The sequence below is a fragment of the Rhodococcus sp. G-MC3 genome (assembly GCF_030063335.1).
In the GTDB taxonomy this organism is placed as follows: Bacteria; Actinomycetota; Actinomycetes; order Mycobacteriales; family Mycobacteriaceae; genus Rhodococcoides.
Genome location: NZ_JASISW010000008.1, coordinates 233863 through 258025 on the forward strand (window position 1 = coordinate 233863; position 24163 = coordinate 258025).

General features: G+C 63.6%; 20 protein-coding genes, 1 tRNA gene and 1 pseudogene. 10 read left to right on the plus strand and 12 right to left on the minus strand.

The genetic code is table 11. The features are described 5' to 3' along the window. Positions 1 to 72: 72 nt before the first annotated feature. Positions 73 to 1707 (plus strand): fatty acyl-AMP ligase, encoded by a 1635-nt coding sequence (locus QMK17_RS11785; RefSeq protein WP_283509244.1) that lies wholly within the window; start codon positions 73 to 75, stop codon positions 1705 to 1707. A gap of 5 nt (positions 1708 to 1712) precedes the next feature. Here QMK17_RS11785 and pth read toward each other — a convergent pair whose 3' ends face one another. The 3 genes from pth to QMK17_RS11800 all read right to left on the minus strand — a co-directional run bounded on the left by pth (position 1713) and on the right by QMK17_RS11800 (position 3747). After that, positions 1713 to 2291, minus strand: coding sequence for an aminoacyl-tRNA hydrolase (gene pth / locus QMK17_RS11790; RefSeq protein WP_283509245.1), 579 nt, complete (start codon positions 2289 to 2291; stop codon positions 1713 to 1715). 83 nt (positions 2292 to 2374) lie between these two features. Then, positions 2375 to 3037 (minus strand): 50S ribosomal protein L25/general stress protein Ctc, encoded by a 663-nt coding sequence (locus QMK17_RS11795; protein WP_283509247.1) that lies wholly within the window; start codon positions 3035 to 3037, stop codon positions 2375 to 2377. Positions 3038 to 3144: 107 nt separating this feature from the next. Continuing rightward, on the minus strand, positions 3145 to 3747 hold the full coding sequence (locus QMK17_RS11800; protein WP_283509249.1) for a TetR/AcrR family transcriptional regulator: 603 nt from the start codon (positions 3745 to 3747) through the stop codon (positions 3145 to 3147). A 59-nt stretch (positions 3748 to 3806) separates the two neighbouring features. On the opposite strand from QMK17_RS11800, the pseudogene QMK17_RS11805 reads away from it, so the two are divergent. Next, positions 3807 to 4643 (plus strand): annotated as a pseudogene (locus QMK17_RS11805) (DMT family transporter); the annotation flags it as partial. A 52-nt stretch (positions 4644 to 4695) separates the two neighbouring features. On the opposite strand, the gene QMK17_RS11810 reads toward QMK17_RS11805, so the two are convergent. Next, positions 4696 to 5865, minus strand: coding sequence for an aminotransferase class V-fold PLP-dependent enzyme (locus tag QMK17_RS11810; protein ID WP_283509250.1), 1170 nt, complete (start codon positions 5863 to 5865; stop codon positions 4696 to 4698). Positions 5866 to 6064: 199 nt separating this feature from the next. On the opposite strand from QMK17_RS11810, the gene egtA reads away from it, so the two are divergent. Genes egtA through egtD form a run of 4 tightly spaced genes read left to right on the plus strand, consistent with a single transcriptional unit; the run spans position 6065 to position 10324 of the window. Next, positions 6065 to 7318, plus strand: a complete 1254-nt coding sequence (gene egtA, locus QMK17_RS11815) for an ergothioneine biosynthesis glutamate--cysteine ligase EgtA (RefSeq protein ID WP_283509252.1) — start codon at positions 6065 to 6067, stop codon at positions 7316 to 7318. Next, complete coding sequence (egtB, locus tag QMK17_RS11820) at positions 7315 to 8613, plus strand: ergothioneine biosynthesis protein EgtB (protein WP_283509254.1); 1299 nt, start codon at positions 7315 to 7317, stop codon at positions 8611 to 8613. Before egtA ends, egtB begins: the two co-directional genes overlap by 4 nt. Then, complete coding sequence (gene egtC / locus QMK17_RS11825) at positions 8606 to 9340, plus strand: ergothioneine biosynthesis protein EgtC (RefSeq protein WP_283509256.1); 735 nt, start codon at positions 8606 to 8608, stop codon at positions 9338 to 9340. Before egtB ends, egtC begins: the two co-directional genes overlap by 8 nt. A gap of 9 nt (positions 9341 to 9349) precedes the next feature. Further along, on the plus strand, positions 9350 to 10324 hold the full coding sequence (gene egtD / locus QMK17_RS11830; RefSeq protein WP_283509258.1) for an L-histidine N(alpha)-methyltransferase: 975 nt from the start codon (positions 9350 to 9352) through the stop codon (positions 10322 to 10324). On the opposite strand, the gene QMK17_RS11835 is transcribed toward egtD, so the two are convergent. The 8 genes from QMK17_RS11835 to QMK17_RS11870 all read right to left on the minus strand — a co-directional run bounded on the left by QMK17_RS11835 (position 10321) and on the right by QMK17_RS11870 (position 17762). Further along, the gene (locus QMK17_RS11835) at positions 10321 to 11676 is read right to left on the minus strand and encodes an ABC transporter permease (RefSeq protein WP_283509259.1); all 1356 of its coding nucleotides are present in this window, start codon (positions 11674 to 11676) and stop codon (positions 10321 to 10323) included. The two genes, egtD and QMK17_RS11835, sit on opposite strands and share 4 nt — an antisense overlap. Then, positions 11673 to 12428 carry an ABC transporter ATP-binding protein gene (locus QMK17_RS11840; RefSeq protein ID WP_283509261.1) on the minus strand — a complete coding sequence of 252 codons (756 nt, stop codon included), beginning with the start codon at positions 12426 to 12428 and terminating at the stop codon, positions 11673 to 11675. Before QMK17_RS11840 ends, QMK17_RS11835 begins: the two co-directional genes overlap by 4 nt. 85 nt (positions 12429 to 12513) lie before the next feature. Continuing rightward, complete coding sequence (locus tag QMK17_RS11845) at positions 12514 to 13164, minus strand: response regulator (RefSeq protein WP_283509263.1); 651 nt, start codon at positions 13162 to 13164, stop codon at positions 12514 to 12516. Next, positions 13161 to 14336 (minus strand): sensor histidine kinase, encoded by a 1176-nt coding sequence (locus tag QMK17_RS11850; protein ID WP_283509265.1) that lies wholly within the window; start codon positions 14334 to 14336, stop codon positions 13161 to 13163. Before QMK17_RS11850 ends, QMK17_RS11845 begins: the two co-directional genes overlap by 4 nt. Positions 14337 to 14382: 46 nt before the next feature. Next, positions 14383 to 15027 (minus strand): hypothetical protein, encoded by a 645-nt coding sequence (locus QMK17_RS11855; RefSeq protein ID WP_283509268.1) that lies wholly within the window; start codon positions 15025 to 15027, stop codon positions 14383 to 14385. Positions 15028 to 15174: 147 nt separating this feature from the next. After that, entirely contained in the window at positions 15175 to 16158 is a 984-nt protein-coding gene (locus tag QMK17_RS11860; protein WP_283509270.1) for a ribose-phosphate diphosphokinase, read from the minus strand. Further along, positions 16158 to 17639 carry a bifunctional UDP-N-acetylglucosamine diphosphorylase/glucosamine-1-phosphate N-acetyltransferase GlmU gene (gene glmU, locus QMK17_RS11865; protein WP_283509271.1) on the minus strand — a complete coding sequence of 494 codons (1482 nt, stop codon included), beginning with the start codon at positions 17637 to 17639 and terminating at the stop codon, positions 16158 to 16160. The genes QMK17_RS11860 and glmU overlap by 1 nt, the downstream gene beginning before the upstream one ends. A gap of 52 nt (positions 17640 to 17691) precedes the next feature. After that, positions 17692 to 17762: transfer RNA gene (locus QMK17_RS11870), tRNA-Gln, on the minus strand. A gap of 213 nt (positions 17763 to 17975) precedes the next feature. Between QMK17_RS11870 and QMK17_RS11875 the strand changes: the two genes are divergently transcribed. The 4 genes from QMK17_RS11875 to QMK17_RS11890 all read left to right on the plus strand — a co-directional run bounded on the left by QMK17_RS11875 (position 17976) and on the right by QMK17_RS11890 (position 24141). Next, a complete protein-coding gene (locus QMK17_RS11875; RefSeq protein ID WP_283509272.1) occupies positions 17976 to 18602 on the plus strand; it encodes a TetR/AcrR family transcriptional regulator in 627 nt (208 codons plus the stop codon). Positions 18603 to 18792: 190 nt separating this feature from the next. Next, positions 18793 to 19437, plus strand: a complete 645-nt coding sequence (locus QMK17_RS11880) for a ScbR family autoregulator-binding transcription factor (protein ID WP_283509273.1) — start codon at positions 18793 to 18795, stop codon at positions 19435 to 19437. Positions 19438 to 19603: 166 nt separating this feature from the next. Further along, positions 19604 to 23242, plus strand: a complete 3639-nt coding sequence (mfd, locus tag QMK17_RS11885) for a transcription-repair coupling factor (RefSeq protein ID WP_283509275.1) — start codon at positions 19604 to 19606, stop codon at positions 23240 to 23242. Continuing rightward, on the plus strand, positions 23242 to 24141 hold the full coding sequence (locus tag QMK17_RS11890) for a MazG family protein (RefSeq protein WP_283509332.1): 900 nt from the start codon (positions 23242 to 23244) through the stop codon (positions 24139 to 24141). Before mfd ends, QMK17_RS11890 begins: the two co-directional genes overlap by 1 nt. Positions 24142 to 24163: the final 22 nt, after the last annotated feature.

The following is a 24163-nucleotide window of genomic DNA, read 5'->3' on the forward strand; positions in this document are numbered from 1 at the left end:
GCGGTAACGGTTACCGTCCGGCTGCGGATTGAATAGCGTGACTGAAGTGACTCGACTTCCCAGGAGACGGCCTTGAGCAAGTTCACCGAAGAAATGTTCGCCACAGCAGCGGGCAGCACCCGCGGACTGGTCACCGGCGAGCCCGACCAGCCGTTGCGTCAGTCTTGGGGCGAGATTCATCAGGTGGCCCGGTCGATGGCAGGCGCCCTCGCCGAGGCCGGAATCTCGCGCGGCGACGCGATCGGAATTCTCGCGGGCCAGCCCGTCGACATCGCTCCCGCATGTCAGGCGACGTGGATGCGCGGTGGGTCGGTCACGATGCTCCATCAGCCGACTCCGCGTACCGACCTCGGAGTATGGGGCACCGACACCGAGACCGTCGTGAAGATGATCGAAGCGAAGGCCGTCATCCTGGGTGCACCGTTCGACATTGCAGCATCCATTCTCGAAGAGCGCGGCATCACCGTGCTGAAGATCGAGGACATGCGTTCGGGGCAGGACACCGATCCCGTCGAGACCTCCGAGTCCGATATCGCATTGCAGCAACTGACCTCGGGGTCGACTGGTTCGCCGAAAGCAGTGCGGATCACGCACGAGAACTTCTACGTCAACGCGTACGCGATGATCGATCGGATCAAATTCGACGTCGACTCCGACGTCATGATCAGTTGGCTGCCGCTGTTCCACGACATGGGAATGGTCGGTTTCCTGACAGTGCCGATGCAGGTCGGCGCCGACGTCGTCAGCGTCACCCCGCTCGACTTCCTTCGCTCGCCGTTGCTGTGGGCCAAGCTGATTCACAAGTACAAGGGAACAGTGACCGCGGCGCCGAACTTCGCCTATTCACTACTCGCGCGACGGCTTTCCCAGGCAGAGGACGACCTCGACCTGGATCTCAGCACGCTCCGCTACGCCTGGAACGGTGCCGAGCCCGTCGACCCCGACACGATGACGGCACTTGCGGAGGCCGGGCGGCCGTACAAGCTAGATCCGCTCGCGTTGGCGCCGGTGTACGGAATGGCGGAAACGACTCTCGCCGTCTCCATTCCGGATCCGGGGCAGGGGCAGGTGCTCGATGTCGTCGACGCAGATCTGCTCGAGGCAATGGGCCGCGCAGTGCCGGCCACGAAGGGGAACGTCCGCACGCTCGCCACGCTCGGGAAGATGGTGCCCAACCTGGAGGGGCGCGTTGTCGACAAGGAAGGTCAGGTCCTGACCGCTCGCGGCGTCGGCATCATCGAGGTCCGCGGCAAGGCGGTCACGCCCGGCTACGTCACCGTCGACGGCCCGGTGCCGACGCAGGACGCCGACGGCTGGCTCGACACAGGAGACGTCGGCTACTTCACCGAGGAAGGTCTCGTCGTCGTCTGCGGACGCATCAAGGACGTCATCATCATGGGCGGCCGCAATATCTACCCGACGGACATCGAACGCGCCGCCGGTTCGGTGCGTGGGGTGCGTCCGGGAAATGCCGTCGCGATCCGTCTCGATGCGGGCGACAAGCGCGAGAGTTTCGCAGTTGCCGTGGAGACCAACGACTTCCAGGATCTCGACGAGGTCAAGCGGATCGAGCACGAGGTTGTGCATGCGGTGCATTCCGAGGTCGGGGTTCGTCCGCGTACAGTCGCGGTACTCGGGCCGGGGACGATTCCCAAGACGTCGTCGGGCAAGCTTCGTCGGGCGAATTCGGCGTCGTTGCTGGGGTAACCAGGTCAGCGTGGGTGAACTTGATTCTGCGCAGCTTCGAGACCTGCTCGCAGAACAAGTTCGGCCGCGTCGGCTGCTTCCTCACAGATCACGCCGAGATCCTTGCGTTCGGCAGCGGAAAACGACTTCAGAACGTACGCGGCAGCATCCATTCGGCCCGGCGGGCGCCCGACGCCGACGCGTACCCGCAGGTAATCCTTCGTGCTCAGGTGCTGCGAGATGGATCGCAGTCCATTGTGTCCGCCCTCGCCGCCGCCGAGCTTGAGACGGATGGAGCCGAAATCGATGTCGAGCTCGTCGTGCACCACTACGACGTCGGCGGGCTCGACCGAGAAGAATCGAGCCAGCGCTGCAACGGGCTGGCCGGATAGGTTCATGAACGTCCGCGGCTTCGCGACGATCACCGAACGATCACCGAGGCGAGCTTGCACGATGTCGGAGTTCGACTTCTTGTGCGAGGAGAACTTTGCGCCCATTCGCCCGGCGAGGACGTCGGCGACCATGAAGCCCACGTTGTGACGAGTCGTCTCGTACTGAGGTCCAGGGTTTCCGAGGCCGACGATCAGCGCAGTGTCCGCATTCACTTCTGTTCATGCTCCCATTCGAGTGGCAAACAACAACGCGCCGCTCCCGACAGGGAGCGACGCGTTGCGGGAAAAAGGTGAGATCAGCTCTCGGTCTCTTCCGAGCTGTCCTCGGAATCGGCCTCTTCCTGAGTTTCGGCTTCGCCGGTCTCGGAGATCGGCTCGGTGCCTTCGCCCTCTGCTTCGAGGTCTTCCTCGGACGGTGCCTCGACGACGTTGACGAGCAGCAGTTCGGCGTCGGACACGAGCGTGACGCCTTCCGGCAGCGTCACTGCGCCGGCCAAGATCTGGGTGCCCGCGACGAGGCCCTCTACCGAGACAATGACCTGCTCGGGGATCTGCAGTGCGTCGGCGTCGATCTCGATGACAGTCGAGTCGGTGTAGACGAGCGTTCCGGCGGCAGCGTCACCCTCGATGACGACGTTGATCTCGACGTTGACGCGCTCGCCCTTCTTGAGGACGAGCAGGTCGGCGTGCTCGATGTTGCGCGTGATCGGGTGGACGACGATCGACTTGGTCAGCGCGACCTGCTCGGATCCTGCGATGTCGAGCGTGAGAACGGCGTTGGTGCCGTGGTTACGCAGAACTGCAGAGAATGCGCGCGCATTGAGTGCGAGGTGCTGGGGATCGGTGCCGTGTCCGTACAGAACGGCGGGAACCTGGCCGTCGCGGCGTGCGCGTCGAGCTGCGCCCTTGCCGAATTCGGTGCGGACTGCCGCGGTGAGGTTGTTGACTTCGTTCGCCATAAGAAAAGAGCTCCTGGATCGACAGTGGACAAGACTCGTCGGGGCGGACACGTACGAGCAAGGCCGGGAGCCGAGCCGCGTCGATCACGGTAAATCCTGTTGGGGATCTACCCTCGCCGAGACAACCCGGAAGACTTTACACCATCCGAAGTGCCCCGAACGTCCAGGAGTGATCGGGCAATGGACCGGGCATCCTCGATCGCGTCGCTGCGCCCACCTGCAGTACTCACCACAACGGCTCCCTCGTGGATCAGTGAGAGTTTGCTGCCCAGTTCCGCGCAGTTCTCGAAGCCCGCCTCGTCGACCAGCCTGATGAACAGATCCCGAGTCCAGTCCTTTTCGTCGGCGATCACTGTAAGCGCCGGATGGTCGGTCCCGCCGAACTCGGCGAACGCATTGACGAAACCGCATCCTCGATGGTTGTTACGCATCCACACCTCGAGGGCGTCGAGCACACCGAGCGGACGGTCTGTAGTCGCGTAGCTCGCAATATGGTCGAGCACGAACTCGCTCCACCGTTCGAATCTTCGCTCCAGATAGCGCAGGACCAGGCCGTCCTTGGATCCGAAGCGGTCGTAGAGCGTCTTCTTGGTGGTACCGGCTTCCTCGGCGATGAGGTCGACGCCGACGGCGCGAATTCCGCGTTCGTAGAACAGAACGCTCGCGACGGTGAGTATTCGTTCGCCTGCCGGGGTGAGTGCCTTGGTCATGGGTGTCTCCGATCACAGGTCCACTGCAAGTATACAGACCGGTGTGGTTACCTCAAGTCATGACGGGAAACGTGGTCGTACAAAGACCCGACAGCATCGCAGCGGCAGCTCTGGTGATCCTCTGGAGTTCGGGATTCATCGGAGCCGAACTGGGCACGGCACATGCGTCCGCGCACACACTGCTTGCCTGGCGCTTTCTGGCGGCAGCGTTGATTCTGGTGGTCTGGTGCTGGTATCGGGGCCTGCGTCCGACATGGAAGGGGATTCGACATCAGGCCGTTCTCGGCTTCTTCTGTCAGTTCCTCTATTTGGCGTTTCTCTTCACCGGGGTCGGGCTCGGAGTGCCGGCGGGCACCGCGGCGTTGATTGCCGCGATGCAGCCTCTCGTCGTCGCAGCGCTTTCGGCCAGAGTGCTCGGCGAGCGGTTCCCGGCGTCGAGGATGTTGTCTCTGGCAGTCGGGTTCGGTGGGGTCTTCCTCGTCGTGGTGGGCGATCTCGGCGGAACGACGGCACCGTGGCTCGCCTACCTGCTTCCGTTCGCCGGAATGCTGGCGCTGTCCACCGGGACCGTCCTGGAACGCAAGCTGAACACGGCAGAACCGATCGCCCTGGCCCTGTGTATCCAGAGCATCGTCTCGGCCGCGTTGTTCATGACCTGGAGCCTCGTCGCGGGCGATGCGGCACCACCGGGTACGTCAGGTTTCTGGGTTGCGATCGTCTGGGTCGTCGTGCTGTCGACCTTCGGCGCGTATGGCACCTACCTGTTCGTCCTGCGCCGCAGCGGCCCGACGAGGGCGAGCACTCTGCTCTACCTGACTCCGGCGACGACGATGGTGTGGGCGTTCTTCATGCTCGGCAACCCGATCACATGGATTGCGATGCTCGGTCTGAGTGTGAGCCTGGCGGCCCAATGTGAGTGGAAATACGTCGCAGGACGAGTATTCGCGCTCACATCGCGCGGAGCGCCTCCACCATCTCGTCCAGCTGAGCGAGCGTCACGAAATAGTGCGGCGACGCACGAACCACCGCGTCCAGACCCCGGTGTGTCATATCCACGAGCGTCGATCGACGGTGGCTGACGGTGACAGTCACGCCTTTGGATGCCAGGAAATCTCGGACATCGGTTGGGGCGTGACCATCCACGGTGAACGACACGATGCCGGACTTGCGGTTACCGAGATCGTGGACGGTCACCCCGCCGATGCCGCGCAACGAACTTCGGAGGTACTCGGCCCGCTCGCTCACGGCCTCGGCAATGTTGTCGATCCCGATGTCGAGGAGATAGTCGACGGCGGCGCCCAGTGCGAGTCGGGCAGCGACGTCGCACTCCCAGAACTCGAACCGCGTCACATCGGCCGCGAGCTGATACTCCTTCGCGCTGTTCCATTGGGCGCTGTGTAAATCGAGGGCAGGCGGTTCCAGCGACGTCGCGAGTTCGGGACGCATGAACAGAAATCCCGTTCCGCGGGGGCCACGAAGCCACTTTCGGCCAGTGGCGCTGAGTGCATCCACCCCGAGTTCGCTGACGTCGACGCGTATCTGCCCGATCGATTGGCACGCATCGAGAAGCACGAGCGCGCCGAATCGGTGCGCGAGTTCAGTGACCTTCCGTGCCGGGTTGATCAGGCCACCGTTGGTGGGTGCGTGGACAAGTGAGACTATTCGGACACGATCATCGAGCATCGACTCCAGTGCCGCCAGGTCGATCTGCCCGGTGGGATCGCTCGGCACGAATTCGACCACTGCGCCGACAGCGGCGGCTCGTTGCAGTGCAGCGATCGCATTCGATGCGTACTCGACCTCGCACACCAGAATCCGGTCACCTGCCGCCAACGGAATCGAGTAGAAGAAATCGCTCCACGATCGAGTTGCGCTGTCGCTCAATGCGATGTCCGACGCCTGCGCCCCGATCAACGTCGCGATCGAAGTCTTGACGGCGGCGAGATCGGCCATCCTCTCGTTCGCTGCGCGGTATCCGCCGACGAGAGCTTCCCGACGAAGATGCGCGATGGCGGTCTCCACGACAGGCTCGGGGGGTAGGGACGATCCTGCGCTGTCGAGGAAAACGGAGGCTGCTGCGGCGGGGGTGTCGCGGCGGATTCGGTCAAGGTCGATCATGGGCGCCTTCCTGGCGGAGAATTGTCGGTGCTACTTCTTGTCGGTGCCTGTTTCTTGTCGGTGCCACTTCTTGTCGGTGCCTGTTTCTTGTCGGTGCACTGTGGTCCACTCGTAGCTACTGTCGAAGCAAGGTTGCCACGCGGATAGCGTTTCGGTCCGAATGCCCCGGGGTAGATGGGGCAGAAGCTAGGAGGCGCACATGTCGTCCAATGAGAAGTCCCTCGAACTGAGCTCGCGCCCCGCCGCCGAGACATATGTCGCAAGTGTCTGCTTCAAGGTGGGGCCACCGCAACTCATCGGCGCCGAGCTGGAGTGGTTGACCCACACCGCCGATGGAGACAGACCGTCACTCAGCAGCATGGCCACTGCGCTGGGGGAGTACGCACCACGCAGCATTGCCTCCGATTCACCCGCCTTGTCGTTGCCGGGCGGAAGCGCCGTCACGATCGAACCGGGCGGTCAGATCGAACTCTCCAGCGCACCCCATGCTTCGGTACTCGAACTACAGAGCGCACTGGATTCCGACGCTCGTGTCCTCACCGGGCTCATGAATGCAGCTCACCTCGGTATGGTGTCCGTCCCCGCCGATCGTGATCGCGATCCCATCAGACTGCTCGTTCTCCCTCGCTACTGCGCCATGGAGAACCGGTTCACCACCGTCGGGCCCTACGGGAAGCTGATGATGTGCAACACCGCGGCCGCTCAGGTCAGTGTGGACGCGGGCGCTGATCGGGTTCAGATCGCGCAGCGCTGGGAGATGTTGGAGGCTGTCGGCCCGGCTTTCGTCGCAGGCTTTGCGTGCTCTCCGACGCTGCAGGGCGCTCCCGACGGCGATTGGGCGTCTCAGCGCATGCGGACGTGGCTCGAACTGGACGCGAGCAGGACCGAGGTGCCGAGTACCGGTGATCCCATCTCCGATTACGCCCACTGGGCCCTCGACGTCCCTCTCCTTTGTATCCCCGGCGAGGGCGAGAACTGGGAGGCACCCGTGGGGATCACGTTTGCGAATTGGATGGACGACCACGCTCTCATCGGTCGCCCGCCGACAATCGGCGACCTCGACTATCACCTCACGACGCTATTCCCTCATGTCAGGGCGTGTGGCCATCTTGAAATCCGGTACCTCGACGCACAGCCCGAGGGCCAGTGGGTGATCCCCGCCGCTGCATTCGAAGCATTGCTCGGCTCGCCTGCCGTCACCGCGCAAGCGACTGCACTGACCGGCGACACCCGAGGTCGATGGATCGATGCTGCGCGTGACGGCCTCACCGACCGAGATCTGCGCAGCGTGGCCGAGAGGCTCCTGCGGTTGGCCGCCGACAACTCGCCGCACTACGAGTCGATCCTGACCGACGCCGCAGACCGGTGTCGCCGAGGTGATCCACCTGTAGGCACGACCATCACGGCATCGAGCGCAGACAGTATTTGCCAGGCAGACAGGGAGTCGGTGTGAGCAGCACGGGGCAACTCAGAAGCAAAGTCGAGAAGACCCTGACGCGCAGCCGGGCCCGCAGTGCCGCACTGACGGACTGTCTCGACGGCACCGACCTCCTCGCGCAGCACTCGCCGCTGATGAGTCCGCTCGTCTGGGATCTCGCGCACATCGGAAGTCAGGAAGAGCTCTGGCTCGTGCGTGACGTCGGTGGCCGCGAACCGGTTCGGCCGGACATCGACGAACTGTACGACGCTTTCAAGCACACCCGTTCCAGCCGAACGGCGTTACCGCTGCTCTCTCCCGAGGAGGCGCGCGCCTACGTGTCGAGCGTTCGCGACAAGGTGTGGGACATCCTCGCCGCCAGTCCGCTGGACGGTCGTCGACTCGAGCGCGACGGGTTCGCCTTCGGAATGATCGCGCAGCACGAGCAGCAGCACGACGAGACGATGCTGGCGACTCATCAATTGCGTACCGGCCCTGCCGTATTGCACGCACCGCCGCCGCCGCCCGCTCGTGTATCGGCGCAGGGTGAGGTAATCATCGAGGGTGGCGAGTTCACGATGGGTACCACCCTCGACGCGTGGGCACTCGACAACGAACGGCCGGCGCACCCCCGGTTCGTGCCGACTTTCGCGATCGACGTCGCTCCGGTGACCAACGGTCAGTACGTCGAGTTCATTGCTCAGGGTGGTTACGAGCGCTCCGAGCTGTGGAGCGAACGAGGCTGGTTGCACCGTGCAACCGAAGGATTGATCGCTCCTCAATTCTGGGAGCGCGATTCCGACGGAACGTGGTGGCGTCGGGCATTCGGTGTGCGAGCCCCGGTCCGTCCGGACCAGCCAGTGGTGCACGTCAGTTTCTTCGAAGCCGAGGCGTATGCGCGCTGGGCCGGGAAACGCCTTCCAACAGAAGCGGAATGGGAGAAGGCTGCACGGTTCGATCCGTCGACGGGCGCGGTTCGCAAGTATCCTTGGGGAGACGCGGAGCCGACCGAGGTCCACGCGAACCTCGGCCAGACTCACCTCGAACCGGCGGATGTCGGTGCCTACCCGGCCGGAGCGTCGCCGCAGGGTGTGCAGCAGTTGATCGGCGATGTGTGGGAGTGGACGTCCTCGGACTTCGAGCCGTACAGCGGGTTCGAGCCGTTCCCGTACGCCGAGTACTCCGAGGTCTTCCTTCGCGGTGACTACAAGGTGTTGCGTGGAGGATCGTTCGGCACCGACGAGGTCGCGTGCCGCGGCACGTTCCGCAACTGGGACCACCCCATTCGCAGGCAGATATTTTCCGGCATCAGATGTGCCCGAGATGTGTAGACATCTCGGTTATCTCGGACCTGCGCGCAGCGTCGGCGGTGTGCTCACCGACGGTGAGAATTGTCTGCGCACTCAGTCCTGGGCGCCGAAAGACATGCGAGGCGGCGGCACCATCAATGCCGACGGTTTCGGAGCGGCATGGTGGCGCAAGGACGACATTCACAGCTACCGCAATCCGATGCCCATCTGGTCCGACCCCGCGGTCGACGACATGCTCGCCGGTGTCGAATCCGAGGCCGTGATCGCCGCGGTGCGGTCGGCCACCGTCGGGATGCCCGTCGAACGCAGCGCGTGTGCGCCCTTCACCGACGACACATGGGCGTTCAGCCACAACGGTGTCGTGTTCGGGTGGCCCGATGCGCTCGTCGAGCTCGCCGCCGAGGTCCCGACGAAGGATCTGCTTACCCTCCCCGCTCCCACCGATTCGGCGGCGCTGTGGCTCGTATTGCGACACCTGCTTCGTGAGCACGAGCCGGAGAAGGCACTGCGAATGCTGGTCGCCCGTGTCGAATCCACCTCTCCTGGGCCGCGTCTGAATCTTCTGCTCGGTGACGGGCACACGATGTATGCGACCACGCTGTATCACTCGCTGGCAGTGCTGAGCCTCGAAAACTCGGTCACCATCGCCTCCGAGCCGCTCGACGACAACCCCGCCTGGACTCGTATCGACGACCGCAAGTTGGTAGTCGCCACAGCAGAGCACGTCGACATCACCGACCTCAATTGAAGGAGAACAGTGTCTGATATCGCGCTGGATGTGCATATTTCACCGGAAAAGCTCCTCGACGACCTGCGTGCCGACGTGCGACAGGGCTTGACCGCTTCACCGAAGTGGCTCTCTCCCAAGTGGTTCTACGACGCTGCCGGGAGCGTTCTGTTCGAGCAGATCACCGAGCTGCCGGAGTACTACCCGACGCGCACCGAACGTGCGCTCATCGAGGCTCATGCCCACGACATTGCCGAGAAGACGGATGCGGCGATACTCGTCGAGCTCGGGTCGGGTTCGTCGGAGAAAACACGGCTGCTGCTTGCGGCAGGCACCAAACACGGGTCCCTTCGCAAGTACGTACCGCAGGATGTGTCCCCGTCGGCATTGGAAGGAGCGATCGAGCAGATCTCTCGTGAGTTCCCTTCCCTCGAAGTACAGGGGATCGTCAGCGATTTCACCGACACACTGCAAAACCTCCCCGCCGATGGAAGCCGTACTATCGCCTTCCTCGGCGGTACTCTCGGCAACCTGATTCCCGACGAGCGGGCGACCTTCCTGGCCGACATCGGCCAGGCTCTCGTCGATGGTGAATTCTTGCTGCTGGGAGTCGGATTGGTCATCGACGAAAACGTGCTCGTGCCGGCCTACGACGACGCAGCGGGGGTAACAGCTCAATTCAATGCGAACGTGTTGTCGGTCCTCAACGACAAACTCGGTGCGAACTTCGATCCGCAGAAATATCAGCATGTCGCACTGTGGAACCCGGACGCCGAGTGGATCGAGATGCGGCTGCGGGCCACGGAGGATCAGCAGGTGCACATCGCGGACCTCGATCTCGACGTCACGTTGGAGAGGGGTGAAGAACTGCGTACCGAGATCTCGGCGAAGTTCCGCCGGGACGGCATCGAAAGAGAACTCGTCGATGCGGGCTTTCGCATCGACGAGTTCTGGACCGACTCCGAGGACAAGTTCGCTCTGATCCTGGCCCGGCGCAGCATCTAAGCAGCCGCCGGTGACAACCTTCCTGCCCGACGAGCAGGCGTCAGGGATGCTACGAGGGCGAGGATTCCCGCAGCGAGGACTGTCCCGGCGACGAGGCCCCAGGGAAGTGTCGGGGCGGTCAGGCCGGTGTCGCCGATGGATCCGAGCAGCGACTGAGCTGCGGCCCAGCCGTAGATCACGCCGAGCACGACACCCAGTCCGACTGATGCAATGACCATCTGTGCGCTTTCGTAGAAAATCGTGGCGCGCAGCTGCTTCCTGGTGAAGCCGAGTGCTCGCAGCAGTACCAGTTCTCGGGTCCGTTGCAGCACGCTCAGCGTCATGTTGCTGACCATGCCGACGGCGGCGATGACGGCGGAGAACCCGACGAGCCCGCCGAGGATGGCGGTGGTGACGTTGAGCGCCTGCTCGATATCTTCACTGCCTGGTTGGCTGCGCATGATGGTTGCGTACGATGCCGACGCGACCGCCAGCGTCACCACGAGGGTGACACCGATGACCAGGCCGATCGTGGTGCGAGTGCTGCGCTGTGGGTACCGCACCGCGTTCGCGGCGGCGAGCCGGGCAGAGGCGCTGTTACCGAACAACTTTCCGACACCCGAGAGTGTGGCAGGCATGATCGAGGTCGCACCGAGCACGATTCCCGTGAACGAGATCAGGCCACCGAAGAACGCGACGATCACTCCCGTCGGCGTCATCAGGCCGAGCAGAACCCCGAGACCGAGTACGACGAAACCGCCGCCGACGGCGATGATCGACAAGGCTGTCCGAACAGGCCGCCGAGCAGCGACGTCCGGCGTTTCGACGATGTGGCCCGTTGCCTGAATCGGAGTCACCGCGAGGACTCGACGTGAACCGACACGGGCCGCAATCCAGGTCGTGAGAACCACCATCACGGCCGGCAGCAGGACAAGCGGATGCACGGTGGTGTAGTCGATGTCCGGCATTTTTCCCCGAGACACCGCGAAACTGCGCGCTGCGCTGCTGCCTGCGACTCCGATCACCAGGCCCAGCGCGGCACCGACGAGCCCGACCAGTAGGCCCTCCCGTGCGACCGAACTGCGCAATGCGCCAGCGCCAGCGCCGATGAGCCGCAGTAGCGCAATCGTGGCGGTGCGTCCGGCCACGACGGTTGCGAAGGTATTGGCAGTGACGATGGAGGCAACGTACATCGACAGACCGATGAAGACGGCGGCGACCGAGAACAGGGCAGTGCCTGCCGTTCCGCCCTGGGAGCCGACGACGTCGCTCAACATCGACGTGGCCTGGATGAGGCTGACGCCGAACGCGGAGGCGAGTGCCGTCACCAGCAGGCTCGTCGCGTGGTCGCGGCTGTGCGCGAGCGCTCTCATGCTGCACGCTCCGCAGCGAGCATGTACGCGCTGATGTCCTCGGCGCTCGAGCGTGGGAGTTGGTCGACGACGCGGCCATCGGCAATGAAGACGATGCGATCGGCGAAGCTGGCGGCCACCGGATCATGGGTGACCATGACGATGCTTTGGTGGTACTCGCGGGCAGCGGTGGCAAGCAGTGTGAGCACCTCACGACCCGTTCGGGAGTCCAAGTTCCCGGTCGGCTCGTCGGCGAACACGGTGTGCGGCCTGCGAGCCAGAGCGCGCACGATGGCCACGCGTTGCTGTTGACCACCCGAAAGCTGGTGAGGCTTGTGAGCGAGACGATCGGCCAATCCGAGTGTCACCAGGAGATGATCGATCCATGCCCTTTCTTCGGTGCTCGGCTTACGCCCGTCGAGTTCGAAGGGGAGCAGGATATTGCCGAGGACGTCGAGCGTCGGAACCAGGTTGAACGCTTGGAACACGAAACCGACCTTGCGGCGACGCAGGGTGGTGAGGGAGTCGTCGTCGAGAGTGCTGATTTCGGTGTCGCCGAGCCACACTCGGCCGGAGGTAGGGGAGTCGAGTCCGGCCATGATGTGCATGAGCGTCGACTTCCCTGAACCCGACGGTCCCATGACAGCGGTGAATTCGCCGCGATGGATTGTCAGTGACGTGTGGTCGAGAGCGAACACGGGAGTGTCGTCGCCATAGCGTTTGGTGACGTCGTCGACTCGTGCAACGACGGGGAGTGTGGGTGTGTAGGTCATGTGAGCAACGCTATGAGCCGAGCGGCCAGGGCGAATCAGGCGGAAGTCTCTCCCTCGTACATCCGCAGGATGACATGTCGCGGCGCTAGCGCACCAGAGCGTGCTCGAACGCGTAGACCACCAACTGGACCCGGTCCCGTAGGCCCAGTTTGGCGAAGATGCGGCTGATGTGGGTTTTCACCGTCGCTTCGCTGAGATACTCGGCTGCAGCGATCTCGGAGTTGCTGAGGCCCTTCGCTGCGAGTCGGAAGATCTCCTGTTCTCTCGCAGTCAATCGGTTGAACGGTTCGGGAATCACCGGGGCTGCGGGAATCTCGGTGAAGTGCTGTAGAAGTGCAGTGGTCGCCGACGCCGCGATCACCGAATTGCCCGCGTGGACGGTGCGAATGGCGGCGAGCAAGAATTCGGGATCGGCGTCCTTCAACACGAATCCGCTGGCACCTGCCTTGATAGCCTTGGCCGCGCTTTCGTCGAGATCGAAGGTCGTCAGCACCAGAATCCGGGGTGGCTCCGGCGATGCGCGCACGATCTCGCTGGTCGCGGCGATGCCGTCGAGTACCGGCATTCGGATATCCATGAGGATCACGTCGGGGTGAACGCGTGCCGCCAGATCGATGCCTTCGGCGCCGTTACCCGCTTCGCCGACGAATTCGAGATCGCTCTGGGACGAGACCAACATGCGTATCCCGGCGCGAAAGAGCTGCTGATCGTCGACGAGCGCGACGCGGATCGTCATTGAGCGGTTCCCATCACTGGAATTCGTGCCACGAGCGTCCACACTCCTTCGTCCTGTCCTGCAGTCAACGAGCCGCCTGAGAGCACGGCTCGCTCTCGCATACCGATGAGCCCGTGGCCGCCGGGATTATCGGCATCGTCGGAACGCACCCGGTTGCGGATTCGCAAGGTCGATTGGTGAGATTCCGATGTCAGTTCGACGCGGACGGGTTGGCTGGAATCGCCGTGTCGGAGCGCGTTTGTCAATGCTTCCTGAGCAATGCGAAACAGCGTGAGTTGACCACCGACACCGAGGGTGGATGGATCACCCGTGATCTTCAGGTCGATGTGGAGGCCTGCGGTGCGCATGCGCTCGACGAGTGTGCCGAGATCCTGGGATTGGGAGGCTGGGACGTCGTCGCCATTGTGTCGCAGCTGTGCGAGAACTCCGCGAACGTCGCGCAGCGCGTCGCGGGCGGTGGAGGCGATGGTGCTCAGTGCGGCCTCGACCGATTCTGGTTCCGCGGCGCGGGCATAACGGGCGCCGTCGGCTTGGGCGATGACGACGGCGAGGGAGTGGGCGACGATGTCGTGCATGTCCCGGGCAATGCGATTGCGTTCGTGTTCGATCGCGATCTCCGCAAGCGCCCGAGTTTGCTCCATTTCGGCGAGTTCACTTCGGTGCTTGGATTCGACGGACACACGGTTGGCGTAGGCGATCCGCCCCAATGCCCACGACAACCCGAGCACTGCCCAGGACCCGGTGAGGATGATGCCGATCTGCGTCGCATAATCGCCCATGGTGCGTTCGATCTCGTCCGGAACGAACGGCTCTCCCGCTACGAACGTCAAGAACAGTGCGGCAACGATTCCGCCGCCGACGACGGACACAAGGCCGAGCTTGCGAACCAGCGGTGAGCCGTAGGCTGCCGTCGCGAACAGCACGAACAGGATCGCCAGATTGCCGGCCTGAGTGCCGAGCGATGCCGACATCTGTCCGATGGCGCAGATCCACGCCACGCCGAGCGCGAGTGCTGGGGAGGCTCGCCGTAGTGCAAGCGCGACGGCGAATCCGAACAGCAGGACGACGCCGACCGCGCCGTCTTGCTCTCCAGATCCGAAGAGGAGCGCGGTGAACACAGCAGCGAAGCCGACGTCGACGGCGGTTTGGTAGCGCGACAGCGTCCGGAACACGCCCTACAGCGTACGGCGAAACAGCAATCGATCCGACGTTGCCGAATCAGCTGGTGCGCCGGCGGGCCTTCTCGAGCGCGGCCAGTGTGGTGAGCACCGTCGTGCGCTGCTTGTCGAGGTCTTTCATTTTTGCACGCGCGGGCAGACCCTGGGCGCCGTCGAGCGCGCTGATCTGCTCGTCGACGCTCGTGAGCTGAACGAGCAGTTTCTGCACTCGCGATTCGAGCTCGATCATGTCGACGCCCGTCACGCCCGCCTGAGACTTCTTCGTGGGGGCGGACTTGGCAGGTGCAGCAGTCGACGTCGAGGTCGAGGTTGTGCCCGGAGCGGCCACTGCAGCAGCTGCCCTGGGGCGCAAGGCTTTGCGGACCGCTGCCGGATCGGGCAGCTTCTCGAGGCGAATGCGGTTGAGCACCTCGCGCGCATCACGTGCGGTGACTCGGAACTCGCGCTCCTCCTCGTCCTCGGACGAGAGAGTGCCGCCGAGGGGCCGCAGGCCGTACATCCCGATGAAGTGCTTGGCGTCGTCGATGATGGCTTCCTGCTGGCGGCAGAGGCTGCAGCGGGGCTCGTTGCGATACTCCTCGATCGAGTCGGTGCTGCCACACCAGACGCACCCACCCGGAGTCCAGCGGGCGATTCGGACGGTAGAAGTTACGGCTGGGCTGTCCAAGATTTGTGCGTCGATCACGACGAGTCATCTTAGGTTACAACGAAACCCGCTCCGCACACGCCCTCCCGTCGTCCAGCAGATTTCGGTCTGGGTAGTGACCAAATTCATCGGAGTGGGAAAGAAGTGGCGGAGCGGGTGTGAAGAAACCGAACGGACCGTTAAAGGCTAGGCGGAACCGTTGAACAGGCTTGTGACCGAACCGTTTTCGAAAACCTCGCGGATGGTGCGCGCGAGCAACGGTGCGATGGAGAGCTCGGTGAGCGTCGGGAAGCGCTTCTCGTCGGTGATCGGGAGGGTGTTGGTGACCACAACTTCCTTGGCTCCGCAGTTGGAGAGACGCTCGGCGGCCGGGTCGCTGAGGACGCCGTGCGTGGCAGCGATGACGACGTCACCTGCGCCTGCCTCCTTGAGGACCTTGACGGCTCCGGCGATGGTGCCGCCGGTGTCGATCATGTCGTCGATCAGGATGCAGGTGCGCCCTTCCACGTCACCGACGACGCGGTTGGACTTGACCTGGTTGGGCACCAACGGGTCACGCGTCTTGTGAATGAACGCCAGCGGTGCACCGTCGAAGCTGTCGGCCCACTTCTCGGCGACGCGGACGCGGCCGGAATCGGGGGAGACGACGGTGATGTGCTCGAGGCTGTACTTGCCGCGGATGTGCCCGGCGAGCTGGCTGTGCGCGTGCATGTGATCGACGGGGCCGTCGAAGAAGCCCTGGATCTGGTCGGTGTGCAGGTCGACCGTGATGATGCGGTCGGCGCCCGCGGTCTTGAGCAGATCGGCGACAAGACGGGCCGAGATGGGCTCGCGTCCGCGGTGCTTCTTGTCCTGGCGGGCGTACGGGTAGAAGGGCAGGATCGCGGTGATCCGCTTTGCCGAGCCACGCTTGAGGGCATCGATCATGATGAGCTGTTCCATCAACCAGGTGTTGAGGGGGTATGGGTGGCTCTGCAGTACGAAGGCGTCGGATCCGCGAACCGACTCCTCGAAGCGAACGAAGATCTCACCGTTGGCGAAGTCACGCGCTGTTTGCGGAGTGAGCTCGATTCCCAGTTCCTTGGCCACCTGGGTAGCAAGCTCGGGGTGAGCTCGACCCGAGAAGAGCATGAGGTTCTTCTGGTTGTCGATCCAGTTCGGGGTTGACACTACTGTTCGCCGTCCTTTGATTCGTGCTCGTTTGCCGACTCTGCTGCCAGAGCCCGTGCGGCAGCTTCCGCTGCCGCCGTGCCTGGACGCTTTTTCTCGACCCAGCCCTCGATGTTGCGCTGGGAACCAGCGGAGACGGCGAGCGTCCCCGGTGGTACATCGTTGCGGAGCACAGTTCCTGCTCCGGTGTAAGCGCCGTCGCCCACGGAGACAGGCGCGACGAACATGTTGTCCGAGCCCGTTCTCACATGGGATCCGACGACGGTCCGAGACTTGTTCACTCCGTCGTAGTTGACGAAGACGCTCGAAGCGCCGATGTTGGAGTGCTCGCCGATGGTCGCATCTCCGACGTACGTCAGGTGCGGGACCTTGGAGTGATCCCCGATGGTGGAGTTCTTCGTCTCGACGAACGTCCCTACCTTGGCGCTCGTACCGATCTCGGAACCCGGCCGCAGGTATGCGAAAGGCCCGACGGTAGCGCCGGGCCCGATGGTGGACTTTTCTGCCTGGGTGCGGACGATCGAGCTGCGCTCGCCTGCGATGACGTCGCGAAGGGTGGAGTCGGGGCCGACGACGGCATCGTCGCCGATGCGGGTGTTGCCGAGCAACTGCACACCGGGCTCGAGGCGAACGTCAGCGCCGACGGTGACATCGACGTCGATCCACGTCGTCGCCGGATCGACGACGGTGACGCCTGCGCGCATGTGCGTCTCGACGATGTGGCGATTGAGAACCCTAGTGACATGGGACAGCTGAACGCGGTCGTTGACGCCCATCACCAGGTCCGGATCTGCTAGCTGGGTGCCGTAGACGTGCAGGCCGCCGCTCTTGCTGATCTTGACGACGTCGGTGAGATACAGCTCGTGTTGCGCGTTCTGCGTGCTCAACTTGCTCAGAGCGGACCGCAGCGCAACAGCATCGAATGCGTACACACCGGAATTGACCTCGGGAATCAACACTTGGTCCGGGGTCGCGTCGGCGTGTTCGACGATCTCCGCGACCTCGCCATCGTCCGTCCGAACGATCCGGCCGTATCCGTTGGCATCGTCGGGTACGAAGGTCAGCACAGTGGCCGCGGCGGGTGACGGGGCACTGAGGTGCTCGTCGAGCAGGGCTTTGAGGGTGTGTCCGTCGAGTAGCGGTACGTCGGCGGCGGTGACGAGGATGGTGCCCTCGAAGTCGTCGGGTAGCGCCGTCAGACCGCACTGGACTGCGTGACCGGTGCCGAGCTGTTGGTCCTGGATCGAGGTGGCGACGGCGCGACCGAGCTCGGCGGCGAGTTCGGTCACGGATTCGGTGACGCGCTCGCGATCGTGCCCGACGACGGTGACGAGGTGGTCCGGCCCCAGATCGGCGGCTGCGTGCAACGCGTGCGCCAACATGGTGCGGCCGGCCAGAGGGTGCAGAACCTTCGGGGTCTTCGATCGCATTCGGGTGCCTGCACCTGCTGCGAGAACGACCACGGCGGTGTGCAACGGCAACGGGGCTCCTCGGCGAAATCACTTCACTACTTACGGACAGATGTTTTTCTCGCTCCGCCGCCAGGACTCGAACCTGAACTATCTGAACCAAAATCAGAGGTGCTGCCATTACACCACGGCGGATCGTCGACCAGCGGTTTGTCCGCTGCCGCCACTCCGAACAACTCAGAGACTACGGCCGCGGCGCTCCCGCCGAGCGCAACGAGTCTCGCATGAGAGGCAGCCGTAGGTCGAACCGCTCCGCGGTTTCGAAGACGTCGGTCCCATTAGGCTCGTCCGCGATGCCCCATTTTGGATGCCGGGGTGACACAGCTGTGAATGTGGGAGGGACCGACCATGACCGAGCCCGAGCGAGCTCCGCGCGTACGAATGACCGGAACGCAGCGCCGTGAGCAGTTGATCGAGGTCGGTCGTTCGTTGTTCGCCGAGCGCGGCTACGAGGCGACGTCGGTCGAGGAGATCGCGGTCCGTGCGAACGTCTCGAAACCCGTCGTCTACGAGCACTTCGGCGGTAAAGAGGGGTTGTACGCGGTGATCGTCGACCGTGAGATGTCGACGCTTCTGCAGATGATCACGTCCTCACTGGCGCAGAATCGGTCCCGCGTTCGAGTGGAACGCGTCGCTCTCGCGCTGCTCACCTACGTCGAGGAACGCACCGACGGGTTCCGAATCCTCGTCCGTGATTCTCCTGTCGCCGCTGCCGACGGAAAGTACTCGTCGTTGCTCAATGACGCGGTGAGTCAGGTCGGGCACATCTTGGCCGCCGACTTCACCCGCAGGAACTTCGACGCGGGATTTGCCCCGCTGTATGCGCAGGCGCTGGTCGGGATGGTGTCGATGACGGCGCAATGGTGGCTCGACGTCCGTGAACCGTCCAAGGAAGTTGTTGCTGCGCATGTGGTGAATTTGTGTTGGAACGGTCTCACCAATCTGGAGGCCGCGCCCCGATTGGACGACGAATGAGCGATCCATATCCCCACGTGGCAGGGAACTGGCGGGTATGGTTTGATTCGAAGCTGTGAGACCTACATCACACGGCCTGGATATATTAGTTCGGACCGGAAGCAAGTTGACCAAGGTGTGAATGCCACTGGGTGGTACCGTTCGCTCGTAATTTGCGCAGTGGCAGTCCAGTATTGCGAAGGCGGATCCAATGGTCAGACAGGCCCGCGCTGAGATCACGCGCGACACCGTGCTGTCGGGTGCTGCGAACGTGTTCCTGCGCCTCGGCTACGCGAACGCGAGCCTCAGCGAAATCATCTCCCAGTCCCAGGTCACCAAGGGTGCTCTCTACTTCCATTTCGGCTCCAAGGAAGAGTTGGCGCGTGCGGTCATCGACGAGGGTAATTCGCGGCTGACGACGGCGTGCCAACACTTCAACGACGGGCGCATTCCCGCGCTGGAGGCTGCGATCGGTATCTCGTACATCGTCGTCGACATGTCGGTCAGCGACCCGATGGTCTCGGCAATGCTGCGGCTGAGCCATCAGATCGGCGACTACCGGGGCACGCAGGGCAACGTGATGGCCGGCTGGAGCGATTCCTTCGACAACCTGGCCGCCAAGGCGATCAGCCAAGGCGACCTCGACGCAGACGCGGATCCGAAGACGATCGGTTCTTTGGTGCTCGAGATTCTCACCGGGGTGCATATGGTCGCCGTCGCCACGGGCACCACCGACGAGTTGCCTTCGCGTATGGAGCGTCTGTGGTACTACCTCCTGCCGTCACTCGTCACCGCTGGCAAGGTCGATTACTTCCGCGAGTTCGCTGCGCGCCGGGTCATTCGCTTCGGTTCCTGAATCGCTACCCAAGTCTCTCCCACCGGAGGCATTGTCGTTCTTCTCCCATAGAATCGAGCCCGACCGCCGGTTACCCCTGTCGCTGTCGAGTTCAGCTCCGCCGAATTCAGTAGTGCAGGATCCAGCCGGGTAACTGTCGTGCCGATTTCGCTCAGGAGCCTCGCTGTTGTCTTCCGATTCCTTGCTTCACCTGTCGGGCCTGGCGCGTGTAGCCCTGTCGGACTCCGCGCTGGTTTCCGTCACCGAGGCGGTGGGTGCCCCCGAGCGCACACTTGTCGGGCCCAACTCGGTCCGGCCGTTCGTGGCTGCGGCCATTGCCCAGCGTGCTCAGGTGCTGGTGGTCACCGCAACCGGACGCGAGGCGGACGACCTCACCACCGAACTCGGCCAGATCTTCGGCGACGCCGTCGCCCAGTTCCCGTCGTGGGAGACACTGCCTCACGAGCGGCTCTCGCCCAGCGCGGACACCGTCGGGCGTCGTCTCGAGGTGTTGAGGCGTCTCGCTCGTCCGGACGACAAGGACTACGGCGTACCGCTGCAGGTCATCGTCACGACGGTCCGTTCCCTGGTGCAGCCCATGGCGCCCGGTCTCGGTGAGATCGAGCCCATCGGGTTGAAGGTGGGCGTCGAGATCGACTTCGACGCTGTGTTGCACCGTCTTGTCGAGCTGGCCTACACACGTGTCGACATGGTCGGTAAGCGCGGCGAGTTCGCGGTCCGTGGCGGCATCCTCGACATCTTTTCCCCGACAGCGGATCATCCGGTGCGAGTCGAGTTCTGGGGCGACGAGGTCACCGAACTGCGCGCGTTCTCCGTCGCCGATCAGCGATCGCTTCCCGACATCGAGATCGTGTCGGTTATCGCGCCGCCGTGCCGCGAGCTCATTCTCACTCAGGATGTGCGTGACCGAGCGGCCGTCCTCGCCGGCGACAATCAGGCCGACGCCGCTCTCGTCGAAATGCTCGACAAGCTGTCCGCGGGCGTGCCGGTCGAAGGCATGGAAGCATTGTTGCCGCTGCTGCAACCCGGTGAACTCGAGTTGCTCGCGGACGTACTGCCCGAAGGCGCGCACGTGCTGCTGTGCGACCCCGAACGAATCCGCACCCGCGCAACCGATTTGGTGCGCACCGGGCAGGAGTTCCTCGAAGCGTCGTGGACTGCCGCGTCCGTCGGCGGCGCCGCACCGCTGGACACTTCCACGCTGAACACCGAGAGCTTGGGCGGCGTGAGCCTCGATCTCGGCGCTTCGGCGTATCGGTCGCTGCGTCAGATTCGCGAATCTGCGCAGGCGATCGGACGGCCGTGGTGGACCATCAGTCCTCTCGCGTCCGGGAGCGACGACGAGGTACCGCTCGCCGTCGAATCCGTTCCCGAGGTCCGCGGTTCGGAAGAGCTGCTGACGGGTGTGTTCGCGATGCTGCGAGCGCACGTCTCCACCGGTGGACGCGCAGTCATTGCCGTGGCGGGCGGCGGAACCGCCAAGCGCATCATCGAACGTCTCGGCGAGGCCGAAGTGCCTGCTGTTCAAATCGATTCGGGTGCCGAGCCTCTTCCTGACGTCGTCAGTGTGCTGTGCGGATCGCTGCACGAGGGAGTGATTCTGCCCGACGCGAAGCTGGTCGTCGTCACCGAGAGTGACCTCACCGGTAACCGCGTCTCGGCCACCGAAGGTCGAAAGATGCCTGCCAAGAGGCGGAATCAGGTCGACCCTCTCGCGCTCGTCGCCGGTGACAGCGTCGTGCACGATCAGCACGGCATCGGCCGGTTCGTGGAAATGATCGAGCGCACGATCGGCGGCGCGCGTCGTGAATACCTTGTCATCGAATATGCGCCGAGCAAGCGCGGCCATCCAGGCGATCGCCTGTTCGTGCCGATGGACTCGCTCGACCAACTCTCTCGCTACGTCGGCGGTGAACTGCCGTCGCTGAGCAAGCTCGGTGGGTCTGATTGGGCCAACACGAAACGTAAAGCGCGCAAGGCGGTTCGAGAGATCGCGGGCGAGCTCGTTCAGCTCTATGCAGCACGTCAGGCTGCCCCTGGTCACGCGTTCGGACCGGACACGCCGTGGCAGCGTGAGATGGAAGACGCGTTCGGTTTCACCGAGACCGTGGATCAGATGACGGCCATCACCGATGTGAAGGCCGATATGGAGAAGGCGGTCCCGATGGACCGCGTCATCCTCGGTGACGTCGGCTACGGCAAGACCGAGATCGCGGTGCGAGCTGCGTTCAAAGCCGTGCAAGACGGTAAGCAGGTTGCGGTGCTCGTGCCCACCACGCTGCTGGCGCAACAACATCTGCAAACGTTCACCGCCCGTATGGCCGCGTTCCCGGTCACCGTCAAGGGTCTGTCCCGCTTCACCCATGGCGCGGATTCGAAGAAGGTGCTTGCCGGTCTCGCCGACGGCACCGTCGACATCGTCGTCGGAACCCACCGTCTGCTGCAGACGGGCGTGAGGTGGAAGGATCTCGGACTCGTCGTCGTCGATGAGGAACAGCGCTTCGGTGTCGAGCACAAGGAGCACATCAAATCGCTCCGAACTCACGTGGACGTTCTGACGATGTCGGCGACGCCTATTCCTCGTACGCTCGAGATGAGCCTCGCCGGGATTCGCGAGATGTCGACCATTCTGACGCCGCCGGAGGAACGCCACCCGGTCCTGACGTACGTCGGTGCCTACAACGACAAACAGGTCGCGGCGGCTATCCGTCGTGAGTTGCTGCGTGATGGACAGGTCTTCTTCGTGCACAACCGTGTCAGCTCGATCGACAAGGCTGCCAAGCGAATTCGTGATCTGGTACCCGAGGCCCGGGTGACCACGGCACACGGTCAGATGAACGAGGAGACGCTGGAGAAAACAGTGCAGGGGTTCTGGGAGCGCGAGACCGACGTCTTGGTGTGTACCACCATCATCGAGACCGGCCTCGATATCTCCAACGCCAACACGTTGATCGTCGAGCGCAGTGACTCGCTCGGTCTGTCGCAGCTGCACCAGCTGCGTGGTCGTGTCGGCCGTAGCCGCGAGCGCGGGTACGCGTACTTCCTCTATCCGCCGGAGAAGCCGCTCACCGAAACTGCCTACGACCGCCTGGCAACAATTTCACAGAACTCCGACCTCGGAGCCGGTATGGCCGTCGCGATGAAGGACCTCGAAATCCGAGGTGCCGGTAACGTTCTCGGTGCCGAACAGTCCGGTCACGTCGCCGGTGTCGGCTTCGATCTGTACGTGCGACTCGTCGGAGAAGCCGTCGAGGCGTATCGAGCAGCGGCCGACGGCAAGCCGATCACCACCGACGAGGCGCCCAAGGAAGTACGCATCGATCTGCCCGTCGATGCACACATTCCGCCCGACTACGTCACCAGCGATCGGCTCCGCTTGGAGGCGTATCGGAAGCTCGCCGCAGCGGTCGATGCCGATGGCATCACCGCGGTGATCGACGAGATGGTGGACCGCTACGGCCCGCTGCCCGAGGAAGTCGGGCGACTGGTCTCGGTGGCGAAGCTACGGTTGATCGCCAAGGAATATGCGCTCACCGATGTCAATGTCGCCGGCACCCAGGTCAAGCTGGCGCCGATGGATCTGCCGGATTCCAAGCAGATCAGGCTCAAGCGTCTCTACCCGAGCGCCGCATACCGAGCGACCACGGGAGTGGTGCAGCTGCCGCTTCCACGCGTGGAAGGTGGAGGCGTCGGAGCGGCCCGGGTGCGTGACGTCGAGCTTGTTCAGTTCATCGCCGACCTCATACTGTCACTCGACGGTAAGCCGTCGCGGTCGGTGTTGCTGGAGCAGACTGTGGGGGTGTGATGACGGTAGTGCTGCTCGATCCCGCTCGTCCGACGATGGTTCCGGCCGAGGCGATCGAATTCCTCACCGGTGTAGTGCAATTCACCGAGGAAGTCCCGGTTCGTATCCGGTGGCTGTTCTCCGGAACCGCGCGCTCGGACGTGCTCGTCAGCACGGACCCACGCAACCCCGAGGTGCTCGACCGGATTCGCGGTGGTGATCGCGTGATCTCGTCCCCGAAATTGCCGGGCGACGACCTCATTGCTGCGGTGGTATTGATGGACAGGCTCCGCACCCGAGGTGGATGGGAAGGCGAGCAGACGCATGCGTCGTTGAGCGGATACCTGTTGGAAGAGACGTACGAGCTGCTCGATGCGATACACAGTGGCAACCTCGTCGACCTGAAGGAGGAGTTGGGGGACATCCTGCTTCAGGTGCTGTTTCACTCGCGGATCGCGCAGGACGCCGGCCACGATTCGTTCGACGTCGACGATGTTGCCGCTGGGCTGGTTGCGAAGCTCACTCATCGAACGCCGCACCTGACAGACGGCACGACGGGGCCGATCGACATCGCCGCTCAGGAGAAGGCGTGGGAGGAACAGAAGGCGTCGGAGAAGGCTCGCGGATCATGCCTCGACGGAATTGCCATGTCTCAGCCTGCACTTGCGTTGACGCAGAAGGTAATTGCGCGTGCAACTAGAGCTGGTCTGCCGGAACAATTGGTGCCGGAGGAGCTCCGCACCGTGAATATCGGTATCGATCACAGTCAGGGTGGCGAAAGTGCCGAGGAAGTGTTGCGCCGGGACGTGCAGGTGTTTGCTCGGCGTATTCGAAGTGCCGAGTCGTCCGCCAAGGTGCACGGTGCGCAACCGGGACAGCTCACGGCCATCGAGTGGATCGAGAATTGGGGTCGGCGGTAGTTTTGTTGGTGCCCACCTTTTC